Genomic DNA, 20,704 nt, shown 5'->3' with positions numbered 1-20,704 from the left:
GCGCGTGAGCCTGAAATGGACCGACGTACGGGAAATCGCCCTGCAACTGGTCGACACCCATCCGCAGATCGATCCGCGCTATCTCAATTTCCTCGACCTGCACCAGTGGGTACTGGCCCTGCCGGAATTCGACGACGACCCGGCGCGAGGCGGCGAGAAGGTGCTGGAGGCCATCCAGGCGGCCTGGATCGAAGAAGCCGACTGATCCGCGAGCCGGCCTTATGTATTTCACCGGAACCCGCGTATAATTCGCGGGTTTAATTTTCCGCTTTTCAACCCCCCCGATTGACTGGAGCTATTCCATGGCCGTTGAACGTACCCTTTCCATCATCAAGCCCGACGCCGTCGCCAAGAACGTCATCGGTGAGATCCTCACCCGTTTCGAGAAGGCCGGCCTGAGCGTCGTCGCGGCGAAGATGGTCCAACTGTCCGAGCGTGAGGCCGGCGGCTTCTACGCCGAGCACAAGGAGCGTCCGTTCTTCAAGGATCTGGTGTCCTTCATGACCTCCGGCCCGGTCGTCGTGCAGGTGCTGGAAGGCGAGGGCGCGATCGCCAAGAACCGTGAGCTGATGGGCGCCACCGATCCGAAGAAGGCCGAGCCGGGCACCATTCGCGCCGATTTCGCCGTGTCCATCGACGAGAACGCCGTGCACGGTTCCGACTCCGAGGCTTCCGCTGCCCGCGAGATCGCCTACTTCTTCGCCGCCACCGAGGTGTGCGCCCGCATTCGCTGATCGGGCGATGGGGGAGGGTGAATCCATGAACGAAACCACTAAGGCGAACCTGCTGGGATTGACCCAGCCGCAGTTGGAGAGCTTCTTCGAGTCCATCGGCGAGAAGCGCTTTCGTGCCGGGCAGGTGATGAAATGGATTCACCACTTCGGCGTCGACGACTTCGATGCCATGAGCAACATCGGCAAGGCCTTGCGCGAGAAGCTCAAGGCCTGCGCCGAGATCCGCGGTCCGGAAGTCGTCAGTCAGGATATTTCCGGCGACGGCACCCGCAAGTGGGTGGTGCGCGTGGCGTCCGGCAGTTGCGTCGAAACCGTTTACATCCCGCAGGCCGGGCGCGGAACCCTGTGCGTATCGTCCCAGGCCGGCTGTTCGCTCGACTGCAGCTTCTGCTCCACCGGCAAGCAGGGCTTCAACAGCGACCTGACCGCCGCCGAGATCATCGGCCAGGTGTGGATCGCCAACAAATCCTTCGGCACCGTCCCGGGCAAGATCGACCGCGCCATCACCAACGTGGTGATGATGGGCATGGGCGAGCCGCTGATGAACTTCGACAACGCGGTCGCCGCCATGCAGATCATGATGGACGATCTCGGTTATGGCATCTCCAAGCGCAAGGTGACCCTGTCCACCTCGGGCGTGGCGCCGATGATCGACGAGTTGGGCAAGATCATCGACGTATCCCTGGCGCTGTCGCTGCACGCGCCCAACGACGAGCTGCGCAACCGGCTGGTGCCGATCAACCGCAAGTACCCGCTGGCCCAGGTGCTCGACGCCTGCCGGCGCTACATCTCGCGTCTCGGCGAGAAGCGCGTGCTGACCGTGGAATACACCCTGCTCAAGGACGTCAACGACCAGCCCGAGCATGCGGCGCAGATGGTCGAACTGCTGCGCGACGTGCCGTGCAAGATCAACCTGATCCCCTTCAATCCCTTTCCCCACTCCGGTTACGAGCGGCCGAGCAACAACGCCATCCGCCGCTTCCAGGACCTGTTGCACAAGGCCGGGCACAATGTCACGGTGCGTACCACCCGGGGTGAGGACATCGATGCCGCCTGCGGCCAACTGGTCGGTCAGGTCATGGATCGCACCCGGCGCAGCGAGCGCTATATCGCCGTGCGCCGGATCGGTGACGAGGCGGCGCCATCCTCCGGCGCCGCCGACCGGACCTGAACGAGGATGTTTATGACCCCGCGCGCTGCGCTGCTGCTGTTTTCCGCCACGCTGCTGGCCGGTTGCGTCTCGACCGGAGCGGTCGACCCCATGCGGACCGAGCAGGGGCGCAAGGAGGCTCGCGAGGCGTATATCCAGCTCGGCCTCGGTTATCTCAAGCAGGGACGGACCGACCGTGCCAAGGTGCCGCTGGGCAAGGCCCTGGAGCTGGACCCGTCCGATGCCGACGCCCACGCCGCCCTGGCCCTGGTGTTCCAGACCGAACTCGAGCCCGACCTGGCCGACCGGCACTATCGCAAGGCGCTCGCCGAGCGTCCCGGCGATGCGCGTATCCTGAACAACTACGGCAGCTTCCTGTTCGAGCAGCGTCGCTACCAGGATGCCTACGAGCGTTTCCAGCAGGCCGCGGCCGATACCCTGTACCCCGAGCGCGCGCGGGTCTACCTCAACCTCGGGCTGGCCGCTATCGGGCTCGGCCGGCAGGATCTCGCCAAGGCCCATCTGGAAAAATCCCTGCGGATCAACTCCCAGCAGCCGCTGACGCTGCTGGAGATGGCCACACTGAATTTCGAGACGCGCGACTACGTGGCGGCGCGTTCCTATTACTCCAGTTTCAGCCGCATGGGCGAGCAGAGCGCCCGCAGTCTGTTGCTGGGGACCCGCCTGGCGAAGGTCTTCGATGACCGCGACCAGGCTGCCACCTTCGGCCTGCAACTGAAGCGTCTTTACCCGGGCACGCCGGAATATCAGCAATATCTGTCGGAGCAATGATGAACGCGTCGCAAACCGAGAGCACGGCCGCGGCCTCCGTCAACCCGGGCGAGATCCTGCGCAAGGGCCGCGAGGCCAACGACTGGTCGCTGGCCCAGGTGGCCGGCCATCTGCATCTCCCCACCCGCACCCTGGCCCTGCTGGAGGCCGGCGAGTTCGAGCGGCTGCCGGGACATACCTTCGCGCGTGGCTACGTGCGCTCCTACGCCAAGCTGCTGGGAATGGATCAGGCCCGCCTGGTCGAGGCCTTCGACCGCTACACGGGCACCGACGCCAAGGGCAGCGAAGTGCACAGCCTGGGGAATATCGAGCAGCCGGTGCGTCTTTCCCAGGGCATCCTGCGCCTGGTCGGTCTCGTCCTGATCCTTCTGCTGGTCGGTTCCGGCCTGTTCTGGTGGCAGGAGCGTTCCGCGTACCAAGGGGTCCGGAACGCGCTCAACCTGGCCCATGTCGAAGTCGACAGCGCCGATGGCACCACCCAGATCCATCCGCTCGACGAGCCCGAGGATCAGGCCGTGGCCCAGGCGCTCCAGCCCGCCGAGCAGCAATCCCGGCCGGCTCCGCTGACCGGCGCCGCCGTCGCTCCGAACGGCCCGCCGGCGGCCGGAACCACGCCACCGTCTCCGGCGCCGCTCGCACGCGGTACGGACAGACCGCTGGTCGAGTCGGCGCCCGCGCCCGTGGCACCGGCCACTTCCGCCCCTGCCGTCGCCTCCGCTCCGGAGGCCGCCGTTCCGCCGGAAGCCGCTCCCGCTTCGCCGCCGGTCGAGCCGGCCGCCGGCGAAGGACTGCTGAACATCCGCTTCACGGCCGATTGCTGGGCGCAGGTCATCGATGCGCGCGGCAAGGTGCTGCTGCGCGGCCTGAAGCGTGCCGGCGATACGCTCGAACTGCGCGGTCAGAAGCCGCTGGACGTGCGCCTCGGCTTCGCCCACGGCGCCGAAGTCAGCTTCGATGGCCAGCCGGTCGATCTGGCCCCCCACACCGCGCGTGGTGCGACCGCCCGCCTGAAACTTGGGAATTAACCGCCATGCATAGCGAATCCCCCATCCAGCGCCGCCCGTCGCGCAAGATCTGGGTCGGCCCGGTGGCGGTCGGCGGCGATGCACCGATCTCGGTGCAAAGCATGACCAACACCGACACCCACGATGTCGAGGCCACCGTGGCGCAGATCCGCCGCCTGGAGGCGGCCGGCGCCGACATCGTCCGCGTCTCGGTGCCGGACATGGATGCCGCCGAGGCCTTCGGCCGGATCAAGCAGCAGGTACAGCTGCCGCTGGTCGCCGACATCCACTTCGACTACCAGATCGCCCTGCGCGTGGCCGAGCTGGGTGTCGACTGCCTGCGCATCAATCCGGGCAACATCGGCCGCGAGGACCGGGTCCGCGCCGTGGTGGATGCCGCGCGCGACCGGGGTATCCCGATCCGTATCGGTGTCAACGCCGGCTCCCTGGAGAAGGACCTGCAGAAGAAGTACGGCGAGCCGACCCCGCAGGCGCTGGTGGAGTCCGCCCTGCGTCACGTCGAGCACCTCGACCGCCTGGATTTCCAGAACTTCAAGGTCAGCGTCAAAGCGTCCGACGTGTTCATGGCGGTGGCCGCCTATCGCCTGCTGGCCGGGCAGATCGAGCAGCCGCTGCACCTGGGCATCACCGAGGCCGGCGGGCTGCGCTCCGGCACCGTGAAGTCCGCGGTGGGCCTCGGCATGCTGCTCGCCGAGGGCATCGGCGACACCATCCGCGTCTCGCTGGCCGCCGATCCGGTGGAGGAGATCAAGGTCGGCTTCGACATCCTCAAGTCGCTGCACCTGCGCTCGCGCGGCATCAATTTCATCGCCTGCCCGAGCTGTTCGCGGCAGAACTTCGACGTGGTGAAGACCATGAACGAGCTGGAAACCCGCCTCGAGGACCTGCTGGTGCCGCTCGACGTGGCGGTGATCGGCTGCGTGGTGAACGGCCCGGGCGAGGCCAAGGAGGCGCACGTCGGCCTGACCGGCGGCACCCCGAACAACCTGGTCTACATCGACGGCAAGCCGGCGCAGAAGCTGGGCAACGAGAATCTGGTGGACGAGCTGGAGCGGCTGATCCGCCGCAAGGCCGCGGAAAAGGCCGCGGCCGATGCCAGCCTGATCGTCCGCAGCTAAGGAATCCGCGTGAGCAAGAACATCCAGGCCATCCGTGGCATGAACGACATCCTGCCGGAGCAGACCCCGCTCTGGCGCTATTTCGAGAAAAGCGTAGCCGGCCTGCTGGACGGCTACGGCTACCGGCAGATCCGCATGCCGATCGTCGAGTTCACCGAGCTGTTCAAACGCTCCATCGGCGAGGTCACCGACATCGTCGAGAAGGAGATGTACACCTTCGAGGACCGCAACGGCGACTCCCTGACCCTGCGTCCGGAAGGTACCGCCAGTTGCGTGCGGGCGGTGCTCGAGCACGGCATCAGCGGCGGCGGCCAGGTGCAGAAGCTCTGGTACGTCGGTCCGATGTTCCGCCACGAGCGCCCGCAGAAGGGCCGCTACCGGCAGTTCCACCAGATCGGCGTGGAGGTCTTCAACCTTCCGGGGCCGGACATCGATGCCGAGCTGATCGTGCTGACCTGGCGCCTCTGGGGGCTGCTCGGCCTGCGCGAGGCGGTGACCCTCGAACTCAACAGCCTGGGCAGCAGCGAGGCCCGCGCGCGCTACCGCGAGGCGCTGGTCGAGTACCTCTCGGCGCGTTTCGAGCGGCTCGACGAGGACAGCCAGCGGCGCCTGTCCAGCAACCCGCTGCGCATTCTCGACAGCAAGAACCCGGAGACCCAGGCCCTGCTGGTGGATGCGCCCAAGTTGGCGGACTATCTGGACGAGGACTCGCGCCAGCATTTCGAGGGCCTCAAGGCGCGCCTGGATGTCGCCGGCATCCCCTACGTGATCAATCCCAAGCTGGTGCGCGGCCTGGACTACTACGGCAAGACAGTGTTCGAGTGGGTCACCGACAAGCTCGGCGCCCAGGGCACCGTCTGCGCCGGCGGCCGCTACGACGGTCTGGTCGAGCAGTTGGGCGGCAAGCCGACCCCGGCGGTGGGGTTCGCCATGGGCGTCGAGCGCCTGGTGCTGCTGCTGGAAACCCTGGAGCGGGTGCCGGCCGAGCTGTCCCGGCAGGTCGACGTGTATTTCTGCGCCTTCGGCGAAGCGGCCGAGCTGGCGGCCCTGGGCCTGGCCGAGCGGCTGCGTGACGCGCTGCCGGGGCTGCGCCTGGCGGTCAACGCCGGAGCTGGCAGTTTCAAGAGCCAGTTGAAGAAGGCCGACAAGAGCGGCGCGCTCTACGCCCTGGTGCTGGGCGAGGACGAACTGGCCGGGCGCATCGTCGGCCTGAAGTCGCTGCGTGCCGAGGGCGAACAACAGAGCGTGGGCTGGGACGAGCTGGGCGAGCGCCTGGCGGCTTGCCTGCGGGCTTGAACACTGGATTGAGGAGTTATCGGGGTGACCTCGCATACCGAAAATGAAGAGCTGGCGCAGATCAAGGACTGGTGGAAGCGCAGCGGCAGGCCCCTGCTCAGCGGTGGTGTCCTGGCCTTGGCGCTGGTGCTCGCCTGGCAGGGCTGGCAGAAGTACCAGACCGGACGGGCGCACGGGGCTTCGGCACTCTACCAGCAATTGCTGGATGCCAGCCTGAGGCCGTCCGGGAAACCGGACACGGCCCGGATCGCCGAACTCTACGGGCAGTTGCAGAGTGATTTCGGCGGCACCCATTACGCCCAGTACGGCAGCCTGCTGGTCACCAAGGTGGCGGTGGAGGAGGGCCGGCTCGACGAGGCCGCCGCCGCGCTGCGGGCGATTCTCGACAAGCCGGCCGACGCCACGCTCGGCGAAGTGGCGCGTCAGCGCCTGGCACGGGTTCTGGCGGCCCAGGACAAGGCCGAGGAGGGACTCGCCCTGCTCGCCGGCGAGGCCGATCCGGCCTTCCAGGCCGCCCGCGAGGAAGTCCGCGGCGATCTGCTGGTGCGGCTCGGCCGCCTCGACGAGGCGCGGGCCGCCTACGAGAAGGCCAGGAGCGCCCAGCCTGCCGATGCCGGTCCGGGGCCCCTGCAACTGAAGCTCGACGAGTTGGCCAAGGGAGACGCCTGACGTGAAGCCCTGGAAACACGCCACGGTGCTGGCGATGGCCGCGACGCTCGCCGGCTGCAGTATCGCCAACTGGTTCAACAGTTCCAAGGAGCAGCCGCCGGCCCCGTTGCAGAAGTTCAAGGAGGAGGTCCGTCTGCACGAGGAGTGGAGCCGCAGCATCGGCGAGGGACAGGGCAAGACCTACAATCTGCTGGTGCCGGCGGTGGAGGGGGACACCCTGTTCGTCGCCGATGTCGGCGGCCAGGTGATGGCCCTCGACCGCTTCAGCGGCAAGGTCATCTGGCGCAAGAATCTGGATGTTCCGGTATCCGGCGGTGTGGGCGCCGGCTATGGCCAGGTCCTGCTCGGCACCCTGCAGGGCGAGGTGATCGCGCTGGACTCGGGCAGTGGCGAGGTGCTCTGGCGCAGCCGCGTCAGCAGCGAGGTGCTGGCTCCTCCGGTGAGCAACGGCGATGTGGTGGTGGTGCAGACCCAGGAAGACCGCCTGATCGCCCTCGAGGCGAGCAGCGGCAGCCAGCGCTGGACCTACGAGAGCACCCCAGCCGTACTCACCCTGCGCGGAACCGGTGCGCCGCTGGTCACCAACCAGTTGGCGATCGCCGGCCTGTCCAGCGGCAAGGTGCTCGCTCTGGAAACCCAGCGTGGCCTGCCGATCTGGGAGCAGCGGGTGGCGGTGCCCTCCGGGCGTTCCGAGCTGGAGCGGGTGGTGGATATCGACGGCGGCCTGGAGATGTCCGGCGGCACCCTGTACGTCGCGACTTTCCAGGGCAGTATCGCCGCGCTCGACCTGCAGACCGGACGTCCCCGCTGGCAGCGCCAGGCCTCCAGCAACGGCAGTGTGGCGCTGGGCTATGGCAGCGTCTACGTGAGTCTGGCCGAGGGCGCGGTCGAGGGTATCGACGAAGGCAGCGCCTCGGCGCTGTGGAAGAACGACGGGCTGGCCCGCCGCCAGTTGTCGTCGCCGGCGGTGTTCTCCAGCTATGTCGCGGTCGGCGACCTGGAGGGCTATCTGCACCTGCTCAGCCAGGTGGACGGTCGCTTCGTCGGGCGCATCCGCATCGACAGCGAGGGTCTGCGCGCCCGTCCGCTGGTGGTGGGCGACTGGCTGTACGCCTATGGCAACGGCGGCAATCTGGTCGCGCTGACCATTCGCTGAATGCGGGTCTGTTGACACTACTGCACGCGACCGCGGCGGAGCCTGTTTTTACGTGGCAAATGGCGCCATGCGTCGTTGCGGGACTTGGCGAGGGAGTGCCATTCCCTGCGCTCGCGCCTAGCCGTACGCGGCCCGGCCTGGCGCCATTCGCCGCGGCAACGCGGCTCGCGGAGGCCGGTGTCGACAGGTCCATGGTCGGCACGGACCGACCTTCTCATCCGGCCGCTGCCCCGCGCAGCGGCCGTTGTATTTTCCGAACATTGCAGGTGAGAGCCTTATGGTTCCCGTAATCGCCCTGGTGGGCCGCCCGAACGTCGGCAAGTCGACGCTGTTCAACCGTCTGACCAAGACCCGCGACGCCATCGTCGCCGAATACGCCGGACTGACCCGCGACCGCCAGTACGGCGAGGCCAAGTGGCAGGGCCGCACATACATCGTCATCGACACCGGGGGCATCTCCGGCGACGAGGAGGGCATCGATGCGAAGATGGCCGAGCAGTCGCTGCAGGCCATCGAAGAGGCCGACGCCGTGCTGTTCATGGTCGACTCCCGCGCCGGGATGACCGCCGCCGACCAACTGATCGCCGAACACCTGCGCAAGCGCAACAAGCGCAGTTTCCTGGTGGCGAACAAGGTCGACACCGTCGACCCGGACATCGCCCGCGCCGAGTTCAGCCCGCTGGGCCTGGGCGACGCCCTGCCGATCGCCGCCGCCCACGGGCGCGGCATCAACGCCATGCTCGAGGCCGCCCTCGGCATCTTTCCCCGCGACGACGAAGGCGAGGAAGGGGAAGGCGAGGCGGAGGTCGTCGCCGAGGGCGAGGAGCCCAAGCGGGTGCCCGGTCCCAGCGAGAAGGACGGCATCAAGATCGCCATCATCGGCCGGCCCAACGTCGGCAAGTCGACCCTGGTCAACCGCATGCTCGGCGAGGAGCGGGTGATCGTCTACGACCAGGCCGGCACCACCCGCGACAGCATCTACATCCCCTTCGAGCGCGACGAGGATAAGTACACCCTGATCGACACCGCCGGCGTGCGTCGCCGCGGCAAGATCTTCGAGGCGGTGGAGAAGTTCTCGGTGGTCAAGACCCTGCAGGCCATCCAGGACGCCAACGTGGTGATCTTCGTGATGGACGCCCGCGAAGGGGTGGTCGAGCACGATCTCAATCTGCTCGGCTTCGTGCTGGAAACCGGCCGCGCCCTGGTCATCGCGCTGAACAAGTGGGACGGCATGGAGCCGGGCCAGCGCGACTACGTGAAGATCGAACTGGAGCGCCGGTTGATGTTCGCCGACTTCGCCGACATCCACTTTATCTCCGCCCTGCACGGCACCGGCGTCGGCCACCTCTACAAGTCGGTGCAGGCCGCCTTCCAGTCGGCGGTGACCCGCTGGCCGACCAGCCGCCTGACCCGCATCCTCGAGGACGCGGTGCAGGAGCACCAGCCGCCGCTGGTCAACGGCCGGCGCATCAAGCTGCGCTACGCCCACCTGGGCGGCGCCAACCCGCCGTTGATCGTGATCCACGGCAACCAGGTGGAGGCGGTGCCCAAGGCCTACACGCGCTATCTGGAGAACACCTACCGCCGCGTGCTCAAGCTGGTCGGCACGCCGATCCGCATCGAATACAAGGGCGGCGACAACCCCTACGAGGGCAAGAAGAACAGCCTCACCGAGCGGCAGGTGAACAAGAAGCGCCGCCTGATGAGTCACCACAAGAAGGCCGAGAAGAAGCGCAGGGACAAGAAGCGCTGAGCCCGTCGGTCTTCGGGTTGTCGCGGTCATGGCGGCGGTGAGTCCAGAGGCGGCGTTCGCCGTCTCCGGTCACGCCGGGCCGATACGCCACAGGGTGAGAATCCCCGATCCGGCTGGTATAATGCGAATTATTATCAAGTACGGTCCGGCTGTCCTCCCATGTCGAGCTCCCCACCTCCCGATGACCTGATGGATACCCTGGCGCTGCATTATCACGACCTGGTCGAATACATCCGGCGCCGCTTCAGTTGCCGCCAGTTCGCCCACGACGTGGTGCACGATGTCTGCGTCCAACTGCTGGAGAAGCCGCCGCAACGGCCCGTCGCCCAGCCGTTCGCCTTCCTGCGCCGGGTATCCTTCAACCGGGCCATCGACCGCAACCGTTCGGACTGCGCGCGCAGCGCCCGCTTCGAGGGCATGGCGGAGTTGCCCGACACCCTCGGCGACGATTGCGATGGCGCCATGGCGCTCGATTTCGAACAGCAACTGAAGGCGCTGCTGGCCATTATCGACGCCCTGCCAGCGCGCCCGCAGCAGATCTTCCTGCTGCACCGCATCCATGGCATGCCGCAGCGGGAAATCGCGGATGAACTGGGGATCTCGCTCAATATGGTGACCCGGCATTTCGGTCGCGCCATGCGCACCATCGTCCGCGATTGGGAGCCGGCGCGCCGCGCCGTGCTGCCCGGGCACTGCTGATCGTGTCCACTCCCGACGCTCCGCAGCCCCCCAGCGAACGAGCCCGACGCCGCGCGCCGTCCTCGCCCGGGCGGGACGATGCGCTGGCGCCGTTCGCCGAGGCCTTGCGGGAGCGCGTCCCTTCGCGCGACGCCCTGCTGGCCGAAGCCAAGGCGCAGAGCGCCCGCCAGCGCGCCAGGCTGGCCGCCGGAGGACTGTCGATGCTGCTGCTGGCCGGTGCCGTCTGGATGCTCGACCCCGCCTGGCGTACCGAGGACATCCGCACCGCCGTCGGTGAGCGCGGCACGATCCGGCTGGCCGACGGCAGCGAGGCGATCCTCAATACCGGCAGCCACCTGCGCGTCGAAAGCCGCCTGCGCAGCCGGCGGCTGGAACTGGTGCGGGGCGAGGCCGGCTTCAGCGTGGCGCACGCCTCCAAGCCGTTCATCGTGCGCAGCCAGGGCGTGGAGGTGCGCGACATCGGTACCGTGTTCACTGTGCGTAGCGACGGCCGTGGCGTCCTCGTCAGCGTGGTCGAGGGGACTGTCGAGGTAAGCGGCCGGCAAACGCCGGTGCGCCGGCTCGAAACCGGTCAGCAGGTACGGGCCGGCCGCGAAGGCATCGGCGCGACCCGCCGCATCGACCCGGACGCGGTCACGGCCTGGCAGCGGGGCAAGCTGCGTTTCGACGGCACTCCCTTGGGCGAGGCGATCGTCGATATCCAGCGCTACCGCCAGGCGCCGGTCCGCCTCGGCGAGGCCCGGCTCGCCAGCCTGCGCCTCTCCGGCGAATACGACACCGACGCCATCGAATCCCTGATCGACCTGTTGCCCGCGATCCTGCCCGTCAGCCTCGTTCGCGGAGGCGATGGAACGGTCGTGATTTTCGGTGTGCGTTAGGCATGTCCGGCCCGCTCTGGACTTCGGAACTCGTCGAGGCCGCGGGAGGCCGGTACGGAGCCCCGTATCGGCCGGCCTCCAGGCGATTTCCCGGCGATCGCTCGAGGAAATGAGAATTTTTCTCGAGCGCACATCAACATCATCTCCGGCTGAAACGCCAACCCCAGTGAACACCTTTCACTCACCGTTCGATTGGGGGAATGCATGGGCAAGGCGCTATCGCAACGACATCCACGACAACAGGGGCGCCTGAGCCTGCTCACCGCCAGCCTGTTGCTGGCTTCCGCCGTGTATGCGCAAGAAGTGGCGTACACGCTCGACATCCCGGCCCAGGCGCTCGACCAGGCGCTCAACGCCCTGGCGGGACAGACCGGCCGGCGCATCCTGTTCGCCACCGATATCGCCGAAGGCCACAGCGCTCCGGCGCTGCATGGGTCGCTGACCGTCGAACAGGCCCTGCAGCGCCTGCTCGGCGGCTCGAACCTGGCGATGCGCAAAACGGATGACGGCAGTTACGTGGTTTTTGCCCAGGCCGCCGGGGAGGCAATGGGGCTGGATGTCATGACCGTGGTCGACAACCAGCTCGGCACCATCACCGAGACGTCGAAATCCTACACCCCCGGCACCATCGCCACCGCCACCCGCCTGGTACTGAGCCCGCGCGAAACGCCGCAGACCGTCACCGTGGTGACCCGCCAGCACATGGACGACTTCAACCTCACCAACATCGACGAGGTGCTGCAGCACGCGCCGGGCGTCACCGTGGGCGGTCTCGACAGCGAGCGGTCGCAGTACTACTCGCGGGGTTTTCCGATCACCAACTTTCAGTACGACGGCATCCCGATGATGCGCAACGCCGCCTATTCCTCGGGCAACACCTTGAGCGACATGGCGATCTACGACCGCATCGAGGTGCTCAAGGGCGCCACGGGTCTGGTCACCGGCGCCGGCGGAGCCGGCGCGACGCTGAACTTCGTGCGCAAGAAACCGACCTACGAGTTCCAGGCCCACATCACCGGCGAGGCCGGCTCCTGGGACAACTACCGCACCGAGTGGGACGTGAGCGGCTCGCTCAACGCCAGCGGCAGCGTCCGCGGCCGTGCGGTGGCCGCCTACCAGGACAAGAAATCCTTCCAGGACCACTACGACCGCAACACCAGCGTGTATTACGGCATCCTGGAAATGGACCTGACGTCGGAAACTCTGCTGACGCTCGGCTTCGACTACCAGGACAACAAGCCGAAGGGCTCCAGTTGGGGCGGCGTGCCCATCTTCGACAGCAAGGGCGACGAAGTCAGCGTTTCCCGCTCGTTCAATCCGGGGGCGGACTGGAGCCGCTGGGAGCAGTACACGCGGACCTTCTTCACCCAGTTGGAGCACAATTTCTCCAACGGCTGGGTGGGCCGGGGCCAGTACAACTATCAGGTCAACGGCTACGACGCCAAGCTCGGCTCCATGCTGAGCAGCCCGGACGTGGACAACGGCTACCGGACCTCGCTGACCGCCGGCCAGTACCGGGGCGACACCGTCAACCACGCCATCGAGGTCTATGCCAGCGGCCCCTTCCAGTGGCTGGGGCGCGAACACGAACTGGTGGTCGGCGCCAGCGCCTACCGGACCCACTGGAAAGGCAAGTCCTACTACGGCTACAGCGCCGAGAACGGCGGTCTGGTCGAAAACTTCTACAGGGCCGACGGCAACATTCCCGAGCCGGACTGGGGCGCGATCAGCGCCCGCCAGGACGAACTCACCAACCAGCGGGCGCTCTATTTCACCGCACGCTTCAGGCCGACCGACGATCTCGCCCTGATCCTCGGCGGCCGCGTCACCGACTACCACCTCAGCCGCGACAGCCACGCCCGCGACTCCGGCAAGGTGGTGCCCTTCGCCGGCATCACCTACGACCTGAACGACACCTGGTCGCTCTATGCCAGCTACACCAGCATCTTCCTGCCGAACAGCTACAAGGACAGCAGCGGCAGCCTGCTCGAACCCGACGAGGGCGACAGCTACGAGGCCGGGATCAAGGGCGAATGGTTCAAGGGGCGCCTCAACGCCAGCCTGGCCTACTTCGAGATCCGCGAGGACGACCGCCCCGAATGGGCCGGCTACGACTACGAAACCAACCAGGACGTCTACGAGGGCCTGAAGGCCAAGACCAAGGGCATCGAGGCGGAGATTTCCGGCGAACTGGCGCCGGGCTGGAACATCCAGGCCGGCTACACCTACAAGACCATCCGCCGGGACGACGACAACAAGAAGATCACCACCGAGGAGCCGGAACACCTGTTCAAGGTCTACACCACCTACCGGCTGCCCGGCCGGCTGAACCAGTTCACCGTCGGCGGTGGGGCCACCTACCAGGGCACCACCTGGATGGAGGTCAGCAACCCGGCCAAGGACTACGCGGCGGAACAGTACCACCAGGAAGCCTACTGGCTGGTGAATCTCATGGGCCGTTACCAGGTGACCGAAAACCTTTCCACCACCCTCAACATCAACAATCTGTTCGACAAGTACTACTACACCAACATCGGTTTCTACAGCACCAAGGCCTATGGCGAACCGCGCAACATGATGCTGACCACCCGCTGGGACTTCTGAGGCCGCGAGCCAGGGACGGCTTGTGCAGGAGCGGATTCATCCGCGACCGGGGTCACGCCCGAAGCCCCATATCCACTCCGGTCGCGAACGAGTCCGCTCCTACGGGGGAGCATCGGAAATCCGCTGCCATGGGGCCTGACGTTCGCTTTCTGGGAGGCGGACTCATCGGCTATGCTCGCGACTTCGCCCGTCGCTTGCCCGTGAATCCCAGGCCATGATCCAAAGCAAACTGCCCAACGTCGGCACCACCATCTTCACCACCATGTCCCAGCTCGCCGCGCAGACCGGCGCCATCAACCTGTCCCAGGGCTTTCCGGATTTCGACGGCCCGCAGGCGCTGCGCGAGGCGGTCGGCCACCATGTGATGGCCGGGCACAACCAGTATGCGCCGATGACCGGCCTGCCGGCGCTGCGCGAACAGGTCGCGCGGAAGATCGCCCGCAGCTACGGCCGCCAGGTGGACATGGACGAGGAAATCACCATCACCCCCGGCGCCACCGAGGCGATTTTCTGCGCGGTGCAGGCGCTGGTCCGGCCGGGCGACGAGGTGATAGTCCTCGACCCCTGCTACGACAGCTACGAGCCCTCGGTGGAACTGGCCGGCGGGCGCTGCGTGCACGTGCCGCTGGCCCTGCCGGATTTCTCCATCGACTGGCAGCGCCTGGCCGACGCCCTCAGCCCGCGCACCCGGCTGATCATCCTCAACAGCCCGCACAACCCCAGCGGCGCGCTGCTCTCCCGCGACGAACTGGAGCAGTTGGCCCGGCTGATCCGCGGCTTCGACATCTATCTGGTCAGCGACGAGGTCTACGAGCACCTGATCTACGACGGCGTGCGCCATGCCAGCGTGCTGGCCCACGAGGAACTCTATGCGCGCGCTTTCGTGGTCAGTTCCTTCGGCAAGACCTACCACGTCACCGGTTGGAAGACCGGCTACGTGGTGGCGCCGCCGGCGTTGAGCGCCGAGTTGCGCAAGGTCCACCAGTTCATCACCTTCTGCGGCGTCAGCCCGCTGCAGTGGGCGCTGGCCGACTACATGGCCGCCTGTCCGGAACACGTCGACGAACTGCCGATCTTCTACCAGGCCAAGCGCGACCTGTTCTGCGACCTGCTGGCCGGCTCGCGCTTCACCTTCACCCGCGCGCCCGGTACCTATTTCCAGCTCGCCGACTACTCGGCGATCCGCGACGACCTCGACGACGTCGAGATGTCCCTGTGGCTGACCCGCGAGCATGGCGTGGCGACCATCCCGGTGTCGGTGTTCTACCAGAGCCCGCCGGCCGGCCTGCGCCTGGTGCGCTTCTGCTTCGCCAAGCGCGAGGAGACCCTGCGCCAGGCCGCCGAGAGGCTGTGCCGGGTCTAGGGCGTGTCATCAATTGTTTCCCGCGTTGCGACGGAGCCTGTTTTGGCACAGGGCAAGGCGCGAGGAGGGAAGTTTGGTCATTCCAAACGAACGACGAGCAACGCCGCGCTGTGCCAAAACAGGCCCGTCCCTGCGGGTGGGGCCGCCTAGGTTGCGCCGGAAATGGGGCCATGCGGCGTTGCAGCCTTTGGCAAGGGAATGACCATTGCCTACAGGCTGCGCCTTGCCGAACGCGGCCCGGCCTGGCCCCATTTCCGGCAGCAACGCAACCGGGGAAACAATTGATGACACGCCCTAACGGCCCGCAGGATGGATGACCGCGCAGCGTCATCCACCGTCGAGCCCCCTGGCGAGCAATCGCCGCGCGCGTTTTCCACGGGGTGGCCATCCACCCCACGTCTGTCCGACGACCAAGGATTTGTGGAGGCTTCCCATGCGTGACCTGACCGCCTTGCCCGACCTGACGCTGGCCCTGGTGCAAACCGCCCCGGTCTGGCAGGACCCCGCCGCCAACCACGCCCACTTTGGCGCGCTGCTGGAGCGGGCCGCCGGCGCCGATCTGGTGATCCTGCCGGAGATGTTCAGCACCGGCTTCTCCATGGACGCCGCGGCGCTGGCCGAGGAAGAGGACGGCCCGAGCCGCGCCTGGCTGCTGGCGCAGGCCGCGCGCTTGAGCGCGGTGGTGGTCGGCAGCGTCATCACCCGCGCCGGCGACGGCAGCTACCGCAACCGTCTGTACTGGGCGCGCCCCGATGGCAGTTGCGCCCACTACGACAAGCGCCACCTGTTCCGCATGGCCGGCGAGCACGAGCACTACGCCGCTGGACAGGAGCGCGTGCTGCTCGAACTCAAGGGTTGGCACGTGCGTCCGCTGGTCTGCTACGACCTGCGCTTCCCGGTGTGGAGCCGCGATCCCCACGACACCGACCTCTTGCTCTACATCGCCAGTTGGCCGGCGGCCCGGCGCAACGCCTGGAACCGCCTGCTACCGGCGCGCGCCATCGAAAACCTGTGCTTCGTCGCGGCGGTCAACCGCGTCGGCGCCGACGGTAATGGCTATCCGCACGCCGGCGACAGCCAGGTGCTCGACTTCCAGGGCGAACCGCTGCTGGCCGCGGGCGAGGACGACGGCGTGTTCCGGGTCACGCTCCCGGCCCAGGCCCTGGCCAAATTCCGCGCGCGTTTCCCGGCCTGGCGCGACGCGGACGACTTCGAACTGAAGGGCTGAGCCGTGCGTCAGGCTTCCCGCGCCTCGCCGGGCGCCAGGCGTTCCTCGCGCACCAGATAGGCCTGCTTGTGGCCGCGCCGTTCGTACTCGCGCATCAGCGCCTCGGCCTCGGCGCGTTCGGCGAAGCGGCGCATCGCCACTTCGTTGCCGTTGTCGTCGATACGGTAGAGAAGCCAGCGCGTTTCGTCCCGTGCCGCCATGGTGTCGTTCAAGAGAGGGCTCTCGCACGCTCCCGGATGGGACTATGGTTGATGGGGACGCCATTCGTTCCTGTCCGGGAGTAGTTTCATGAAAGTCCAGCTTCCCCTCGCCGAGGTCTATGCCGTCCTCGAGCCCGGGCCGGTGCTGCTGCTCAGCACCAGCCACGCCGGGCGCGGCAATCTGATGCCGATGTCCTGGCACTGCATGCTGGAGTTCGAACCGCCGCTGGTGGGCTGCGTGGTCAGCGCGGCGAACTTCACCTTCGCCGCGCTGAGCGAGACCGGCCAGTGCGTGCTCAACGTCCCGACGGTAGAACTGGCGGAACAGGTGGTCGGCTGCGGCAACTGCTCCGGGCGCGAACTGGACAAGTTCGCCCGTTTCGGCCTGACCGCGCGGCCGGCCAAGCAGGTGTCGGCGCCGCTGGTGGCCGAGTGCTACGCCAATCTGGAATGCCGGGTGACCGACCGCCAACTGGTCGGCGGCTACAACTTCTTCATCCTCGAAGTGGTGGAAGCCTGGCACAACCCCGCGGTGAGCGCGCCGCGCACCCTGCATCACCGCGGCTTCGGCAAGTTCATGGTGGCCGGCGAGGAGCTAAGCCTGCCCTCGGCCATGCGCTGAGCGCTCCAGCTCGTCGATCTGCCGGTCCTGCAGGCGGCCGAGGCCGAGCAGGGCGGTGCCGGCGCCGATCAGCGCGAGGAAGATGTCCGACTGGGTGTCCCAGGGATCGCCCTGGGTGCCGAGGAATTCCACCGCGCCCTGGCCGGCGAGCAGCGCCACCCACCATTCGATCAATTCGTAGAAGGCGCTGACCGCCAGCGCCACGCACAGGCTGAGGAAGGCCAGCATCCGCCCGTTGGCCAGGAAGCGCCCGCGCAGCAGGATCTCGCGGGCCAGCAGCGCCGGCACCAGGCCCTGCATGAAATGGCCGAGCTTGTCGTAGGGATTGCGGCTCAGGCCGAACAGCTCCTGCACCCAGAAGCCCGGCGGCACCCGCGCGTAGGTATAGGCGCCGCCGAGGATCAGCACCAGGGCGTGGACGGCGATCAGCAGGTAGAGCAGGGTGGTCAGCGGAAAGCGCTCGCGGGTGCAGGCCAGCAGCGGTGCGGCGATCAGCACGGGGGCGACTTCCAGCAGCCAGGTGGCCCGGTCGTAGGGCGCGATGGCGGAGATGAGCAGGGCGGCCAGGACGGTCAGGCCGAGGATCGCAAGAAGTCGGTTCCGTTGCATGGCGCTCCTCGCCAGGGTCGTCGGGGAGCGCGACAGTTAGCATTCCGCCGCGTCTCTGGCAAGGGGCCGGCCGGCTACTTCTTCTTCGCGCAAGCGCGCAGGTCGACCTCGCCCACCAACGGGTTGGCGTTGCCCTGCGCGCAGGCGATGCGCTGGTTGCGCCAGCGTTCCCATTCGCTCACCGGATACTGACGGTTCCAGATGTCGTAGAGGCGCTGGTCCTGCCGGGACAGGCGCAGCCGGTAGCGCTGGCTCATGTACAGGTAGGTGCGGGCGATGACGCCGCGGGTGTATTCCGGCGGCATGGCGGTGCGCTGCTTGAAGTCGACCACGAAGGGACAGGCGCCGTACTGGGTGGGCTTCTCGGTGAGCATGCCGAAGCCGAAGTTGCTGCGGTCGCCGTTGACCTCGCCGACCACCGGCACCAGGTTGTGCAGGTCGGCCTCGGCCTGGCTGAACAGCGGGTCGTTCTCCGTGCAGTTCTTGCGTCCGCCGTCCTGCCAGCACTGGCGCTGGTGGCCGATCACCCAGGCCGGGACTATGTGCTCCCACTCGACGCGCCCGGCGCGGTTGGCGTCCTTGCGCGGCCGGTAGCCGCAGCTTTTCTGGTCGATGCGGTTGCCCTGGTAGGCGCACTGGCAATAGAAGTCCACCGGGCGCTCGGCGTAGATCTTCCAGGCGATCTTCTTCGCCTCGCGGAAGGTGCGCGGGGCGTCGGCCTGGACGAAGGTGAAGGGCAACAGCAGCAGGGGAAGAACGAAACGGCGCATGGGACTCTCGTGGTTGATTTGGTACGAGCGTCCATGCCGGTGCGCCGAATGTTACCCGGTTATGGAAAGAAATCCAGGCGACCACGGATTGGTTAGAAGCGTTCGGTATAACTCGAAGAAAGCAGAAAACGGGGGAAGAGCGGGTAACCCGACTCTCTCCCCGGCCGGCGGGGAGAGGGGCAGCGGAGACTCAGGCCGCGCGGATCGACGCCTGCTGGCCGAGGGCGCGGTTGAGGGCACTGAACAGGGCGCGGATGCTCGCCGTGGTCAGGTTCTCGTCGATGCCCAGGCCGTGCAGCGAACGCTGGCCGTCGAGGCGCAGCTCGATGTAGGCCGCGGCCCTGGCATGGCTGCCGGCGCCGATGGCGTGCTCGTGGTAGTCCATGATCTCCACGCGGACCGGCAGGCAGGCGACCAGCGCCTCCAGCGGGCCCTTGCCGATGCCGCGCCAATGGCGGCTCTCGCCCTTGTCGAAGACTTCCACGTCCAGCGCGCAGGTACCGTTCTCCTCCTGCAGGCGATGGCCCTTCAAGGCGTAGGGCGTCTCGGCGCGCAGGTACTCGGCTTCGAGCAGCGCGTGGATCTGCGCGGCGCTCATCTCCAGGCCGAGGCGATCGGTCTCCTTCTGCACCACCTGGCTGAACTCGATCTGCATGCGCCGCGGCAGGCTGATGCCGTACTCCTGTTCGAGCAGGTAGGCGATGCCGCCCTTGCCCGACTGGCTGTTGACGCGGATCACCGCCTCGTAGCTGCGGCCGATGTCGGCCGGGTCGATCGGCAGATAGGGCACCTCCCAGACGCCCTCCGGGTCCTGCTGGGCGAAGCCCTTGCGGATCGCGTCCTGGTGCGAGCCGGAGAAGGCGGTGTGCACCAGGTCGCCGACGTAGGGATGGCGCGGGTGTACCGGCAACTGGTTGCATTCCTCGACCACCTTGCGCACCGCGTCGATGTCGGAGAAGTCCAGCCCGGGGTCGACGCCCTGGGTGTAGAGGTTCAGCGCCAGGGTCACCAGGTCGACGTTGCCGGTACGCTCGCCGTTGCCGAACAGGCAGCCCTCGACGCGGTCGGCGCCGGCCATCAGGCCCAGCTCGCTGGCGGCCACGCCGGTGCCGCGGTCGTTGTGGGTGTGCAGACTGACGATGACGCTGTCGCGCCTGTCGACATGCCGGCAGAACCACTCGATCTGGTCGGCGTAGTGGTTCGGCGTGGCGCATTCGATGGTGGCCGGCAGGTTGAGGATCAGGCGGTTGGCCGGGGTCGGCTGGAACACCTCGACCACCGCGTTGCACACCTCGACGGCGAAATCGCTCTCGGTGGAGCTGAACACCTCGGGGGAATACTCGAAGCCCCACCGGGTTTCCGGCGCGGCGGCGGCCAGGCGCTTGATGGTCCGGCCGGCGGCGACGGCGATCCGCTTGACGCCTTCCTTGTCCTGGTCGAACACGATGCGCCGGAAGCTCGGCGCGCAGGCGTTGTAGTAGTGGACGATGGCCTTCTTCGCACCCTTCAGCGATTCGAAGGTCCGCTCGATGAGGTCGTCGCGGGCCTGGGTCAGCACCTGGATGGTTACGTCGTCGGGGATGTGGCCGCCCTCGATCAGTTCGCGGACGAAGTCGAAATCGGTCTGCGAGGCGGACGGGAAGCCCACCTCGATCTCTTTCAGGCCGACCTGCACCAGGGTCTTGAAGAAGCGCATCTTCTTCGCGGCATCCATCGGCTCGATCAGCGACTGGTTGCCGTCGCGCAAATCGGTACTCAGCCAGAGCGGCGCCTTGTCGATCACCCGGTCCGGCCAGGTGCGGTCGCGCAGGGCGATCGGCGCGAAGGGGCGGTATTTCTGCGACGGATCTTTGAGCATGGGCATGGCGACTTCCTGAATCTGTTCTCGGCTCTGATTGGCCGGCCGGAAAAGCGGGGCCGGGCAGCGTTCGTGGAGCGTACGCTAGAGTCTTGATCTTATGGATTGCAAGCTTTGTCTGAAAATTGGTTATTTGATTTATTTTTATCGATATCAATGGGTATTTATTGCGTAAAAATC

General features: G+C 67.0%; 20 protein-coding genes. 16 read left to right on the top strand and 4 right to left on the bottom strand.

The window, feature by feature from the left end; all coding sequences use genetic code 11:
- The first annotated feature begins 4 nt into the window (after nucleotides 1-4).
- The 15 genes from iscX to AVCA_RS18275 all read left to right on the top strand — a co-directional run bounded on the left by iscX (nucleotide 5) and on the right by AVCA_RS18275 (nucleotide 16,465).
- Entirely contained in the window at nucleotides 5-205 is a 201-nt protein-coding gene (gene iscX, locus AVCA_RS18345; RefSeq protein ID WP_041807606.1) for a Fe-S cluster assembly protein IscX, read from the top strand.
- A 97-nt stretch (nucleotides 206-302) separates the two neighbouring features.
- Nucleotides 303-734, top strand: a complete 432-nt coding sequence (gene ndk / locus AVCA_RS18340; RefSeq protein ID WP_012702544.1) for a nucleoside-diphosphate kinase — start codon at nucleotides 303-305, stop codon at nucleotides 732-734.
- 25 nt (nucleotides 735-759) lie between these two features.
- Nucleotides 760-1,905 carry a dual-specificity RNA methyltransferase RlmN gene (gene rlmN, locus AVCA_RS18335; protein WP_012702543.1) on the top strand — a complete coding sequence of 382 codons (1,146 nt, stop codon included), beginning with the start codon at nucleotides 760-762 and terminating at the stop codon, nucleotides 1,903-1,905.
- A gap of 12 nt (nucleotides 1,906-1,917) precedes the next feature.
- Complete coding sequence (gene pilW / locus AVCA_RS18330) at nucleotides 1,918-2,676, top strand: type IV pilus biogenesis/stability protein PilW (protein WP_012702542.1); 759 nt, start codon at nucleotides 1,918-1,920, stop codon at nucleotides 2,674-2,676.
- Complete coding sequence (locus AVCA_RS18325) at nucleotides 2,673-3,701, top strand: RodZ domain-containing protein (protein ID WP_012702541.1); 1,029 nt, start codon at nucleotides 2,673-2,675, stop codon at nucleotides 3,699-3,701. Before pilW ends, AVCA_RS18325 begins: the two co-directional genes overlap by 4 nt.
- 5 nt (nucleotides 3,702-3,706) lie before the next feature.
- Nucleotides 3,707-4,819, top strand: coding sequence for a flavodoxin-dependent (E)-4-hydroxy-3-methylbut-2-enyl-diphosphate synthase (gene ispG, locus AVCA_RS18320; RefSeq protein WP_012702540.1), 1,113 nt, complete (start codon nucleotides 3,707-3,709; stop codon nucleotides 4,817-4,819).
- Nucleotides 4,820-4,828: 9 nt separating this feature from the next.
- Nucleotides 4,829-6,115 (top strand): histidine--tRNA ligase, encoded by a 1,287-nt coding sequence (gene hisS / locus AVCA_RS18315; protein WP_012702539.1) that lies wholly within the window; start codon nucleotides 4,829-4,831, stop codon nucleotides 6,113-6,115.
- A 24-nt stretch (nucleotides 6,116-6,139) separates the two neighbouring features.
- The gene (locus tag AVCA_RS18310) at nucleotides 6,140-6,784 is read left to right on the top strand and encodes a YfgM family protein (RefSeq protein ID WP_012702538.1); all 645 of its coding nucleotides are present in this window, start codon (nucleotides 6,140-6,142) and stop codon (nucleotides 6,782-6,784) included.
- 1 nt (nucleotide 6,785) lies between these two features.
- On the top strand, nucleotides 6,786-7,940 hold the full coding sequence (bamB, locus tag AVCA_RS18305; RefSeq protein ID WP_012702537.1) for an outer membrane protein assembly factor BamB: 1,155 nt from the start codon (nucleotides 6,786-6,788) through the stop codon (nucleotides 7,938-7,940).
- Between the two features lie 277 nt (nucleotides 7,941-8,217).
- Nucleotides 8,218-9,693, top strand: a complete 1,476-nt coding sequence (gene der / locus AVCA_RS18300; RefSeq protein WP_012702535.1) for a ribosome biogenesis GTPase Der — start codon at nucleotides 8,218-8,220, stop codon at nucleotides 9,691-9,693.
- 189 nt (nucleotides 9,694-9,882) lie between these two features.
- Entirely contained in the window at nucleotides 9,883-10,392 is a 510-nt protein-coding gene (locus AVCA_RS18295) for an RNA polymerase sigma factor (protein ID WP_012702534.1), read from the top strand.
- An 83-nt stretch (nucleotides 10,393-10,475) separates the two neighbouring features.
- A complete protein-coding gene (locus AVCA_RS18290) occupies nucleotides 10,476-11,270 on the top strand; it encodes a FecR family protein (RefSeq protein ID WP_012702533.1) in 795 nt (264 codons plus the stop codon).
- 204 nt (nucleotides 11,271-11,474) lie between these two features.
- Nucleotides 11,475-13,874: a TonB-dependent siderophore receptor gene (locus AVCA_RS18285; RefSeq protein ID WP_012702532.1), complete on the top strand. Its 2,400-nt coding sequence runs from the start codon at nucleotides 11,475-11,477 to the stop codon at nucleotides 13,872-13,874.
- Nucleotides 13,875-14,088: 214 nt separating this feature from the next.
- A complete protein-coding gene (locus AVCA_RS18280) occupies nucleotides 14,089-15,237 on the top strand; it encodes a pyridoxal phosphate-dependent aminotransferase (protein ID WP_012702530.1) in 1,149 nt (382 codons plus the stop codon).
- 433 nt (nucleotides 15,238-15,670) lie between these two features.
- On the top strand, nucleotides 15,671-16,465 hold the full coding sequence (locus AVCA_RS18275; protein WP_012702528.1) for an amidohydrolase: 795 nt from the start codon (nucleotides 15,671-15,673) through the stop codon (nucleotides 16,463-16,465).
- 8 nt (nucleotides 16,466-16,473) lie between these two features.
- Here AVCA_RS18275 and AVCA_RS18270 read toward each other — a convergent pair whose 3' ends face one another.
- On the bottom strand, nucleotides 16,474-16,677 hold the full coding sequence (locus tag AVCA_RS18270) for a hypothetical protein (RefSeq protein ID WP_373878258.1): 204 nt from the start codon (nucleotides 16,675-16,677) through the stop codon (nucleotides 16,474-16,476).
- A 76-nt stretch (nucleotides 16,678-16,753) separates the two neighbouring features.
- Between AVCA_RS18270 and AVCA_RS18265 the strand changes: the two genes are divergently transcribed.
- On the top strand, nucleotides 16,754-17,287 hold the full coding sequence (locus tag AVCA_RS18265; RefSeq protein WP_012702526.1) for a flavin reductase family protein: 534 nt from the start codon (nucleotides 16,754-16,756) through the stop codon (nucleotides 17,285-17,287).
- On the opposite strand, the gene AVCA_RS18260 is transcribed toward AVCA_RS18265, so the two are convergent.
- The 3 genes from AVCA_RS18260 to leuA form a co-directional block, all read right to left on the bottom strand.
- On the bottom strand, nucleotides 17,261-17,896 hold the full coding sequence (locus AVCA_RS18260) for a DUF2238 domain-containing protein (RefSeq protein ID WP_012702525.1): 636 nt from the start codon (nucleotides 17,894-17,896) through the stop codon (nucleotides 17,261-17,263). The genes AVCA_RS18265 and AVCA_RS18260 overlap by 27 nt on opposite strands.
- A 74-nt stretch (nucleotides 17,897-17,970) precedes the next feature.
- Nucleotides 17,971-18,666, bottom strand: a complete 696-nt coding sequence (locus tag AVCA_RS18255) for an endonuclease (RefSeq protein WP_012702524.1) — start codon at nucleotides 18,664-18,666, stop codon at nucleotides 17,971-17,973.
- Nucleotides 18,667-18,856: 190 nt separating this feature from the next.
- On the bottom strand, nucleotides 18,857-20,530 hold the full coding sequence (leuA, locus tag AVCA_RS18250; RefSeq protein WP_012702523.1) for a 2-isopropylmalate synthase: 1,674 nt from the start codon (nucleotides 20,528-20,530) through the stop codon (nucleotides 18,857-18,859).
- Between the last annotated feature and the right edge of the window lie 174 nt (nucleotides 20,531-20,704).

Source organism: Azotobacter vinelandii CA, from assembly GCF_000380335.1.
In the GTDB taxonomy this organism is placed as follows: Bacteria; Pseudomonadota; Gammaproteobacteria; order Pseudomonadales; family Pseudomonadaceae; genus Azotobacter; species Azotobacter vinelandii.
The sequence above is the reverse complement of the archived record's forward strand: the minus strand, read 5'-3'. Positions and strand labels throughout refer to the sequence as shown.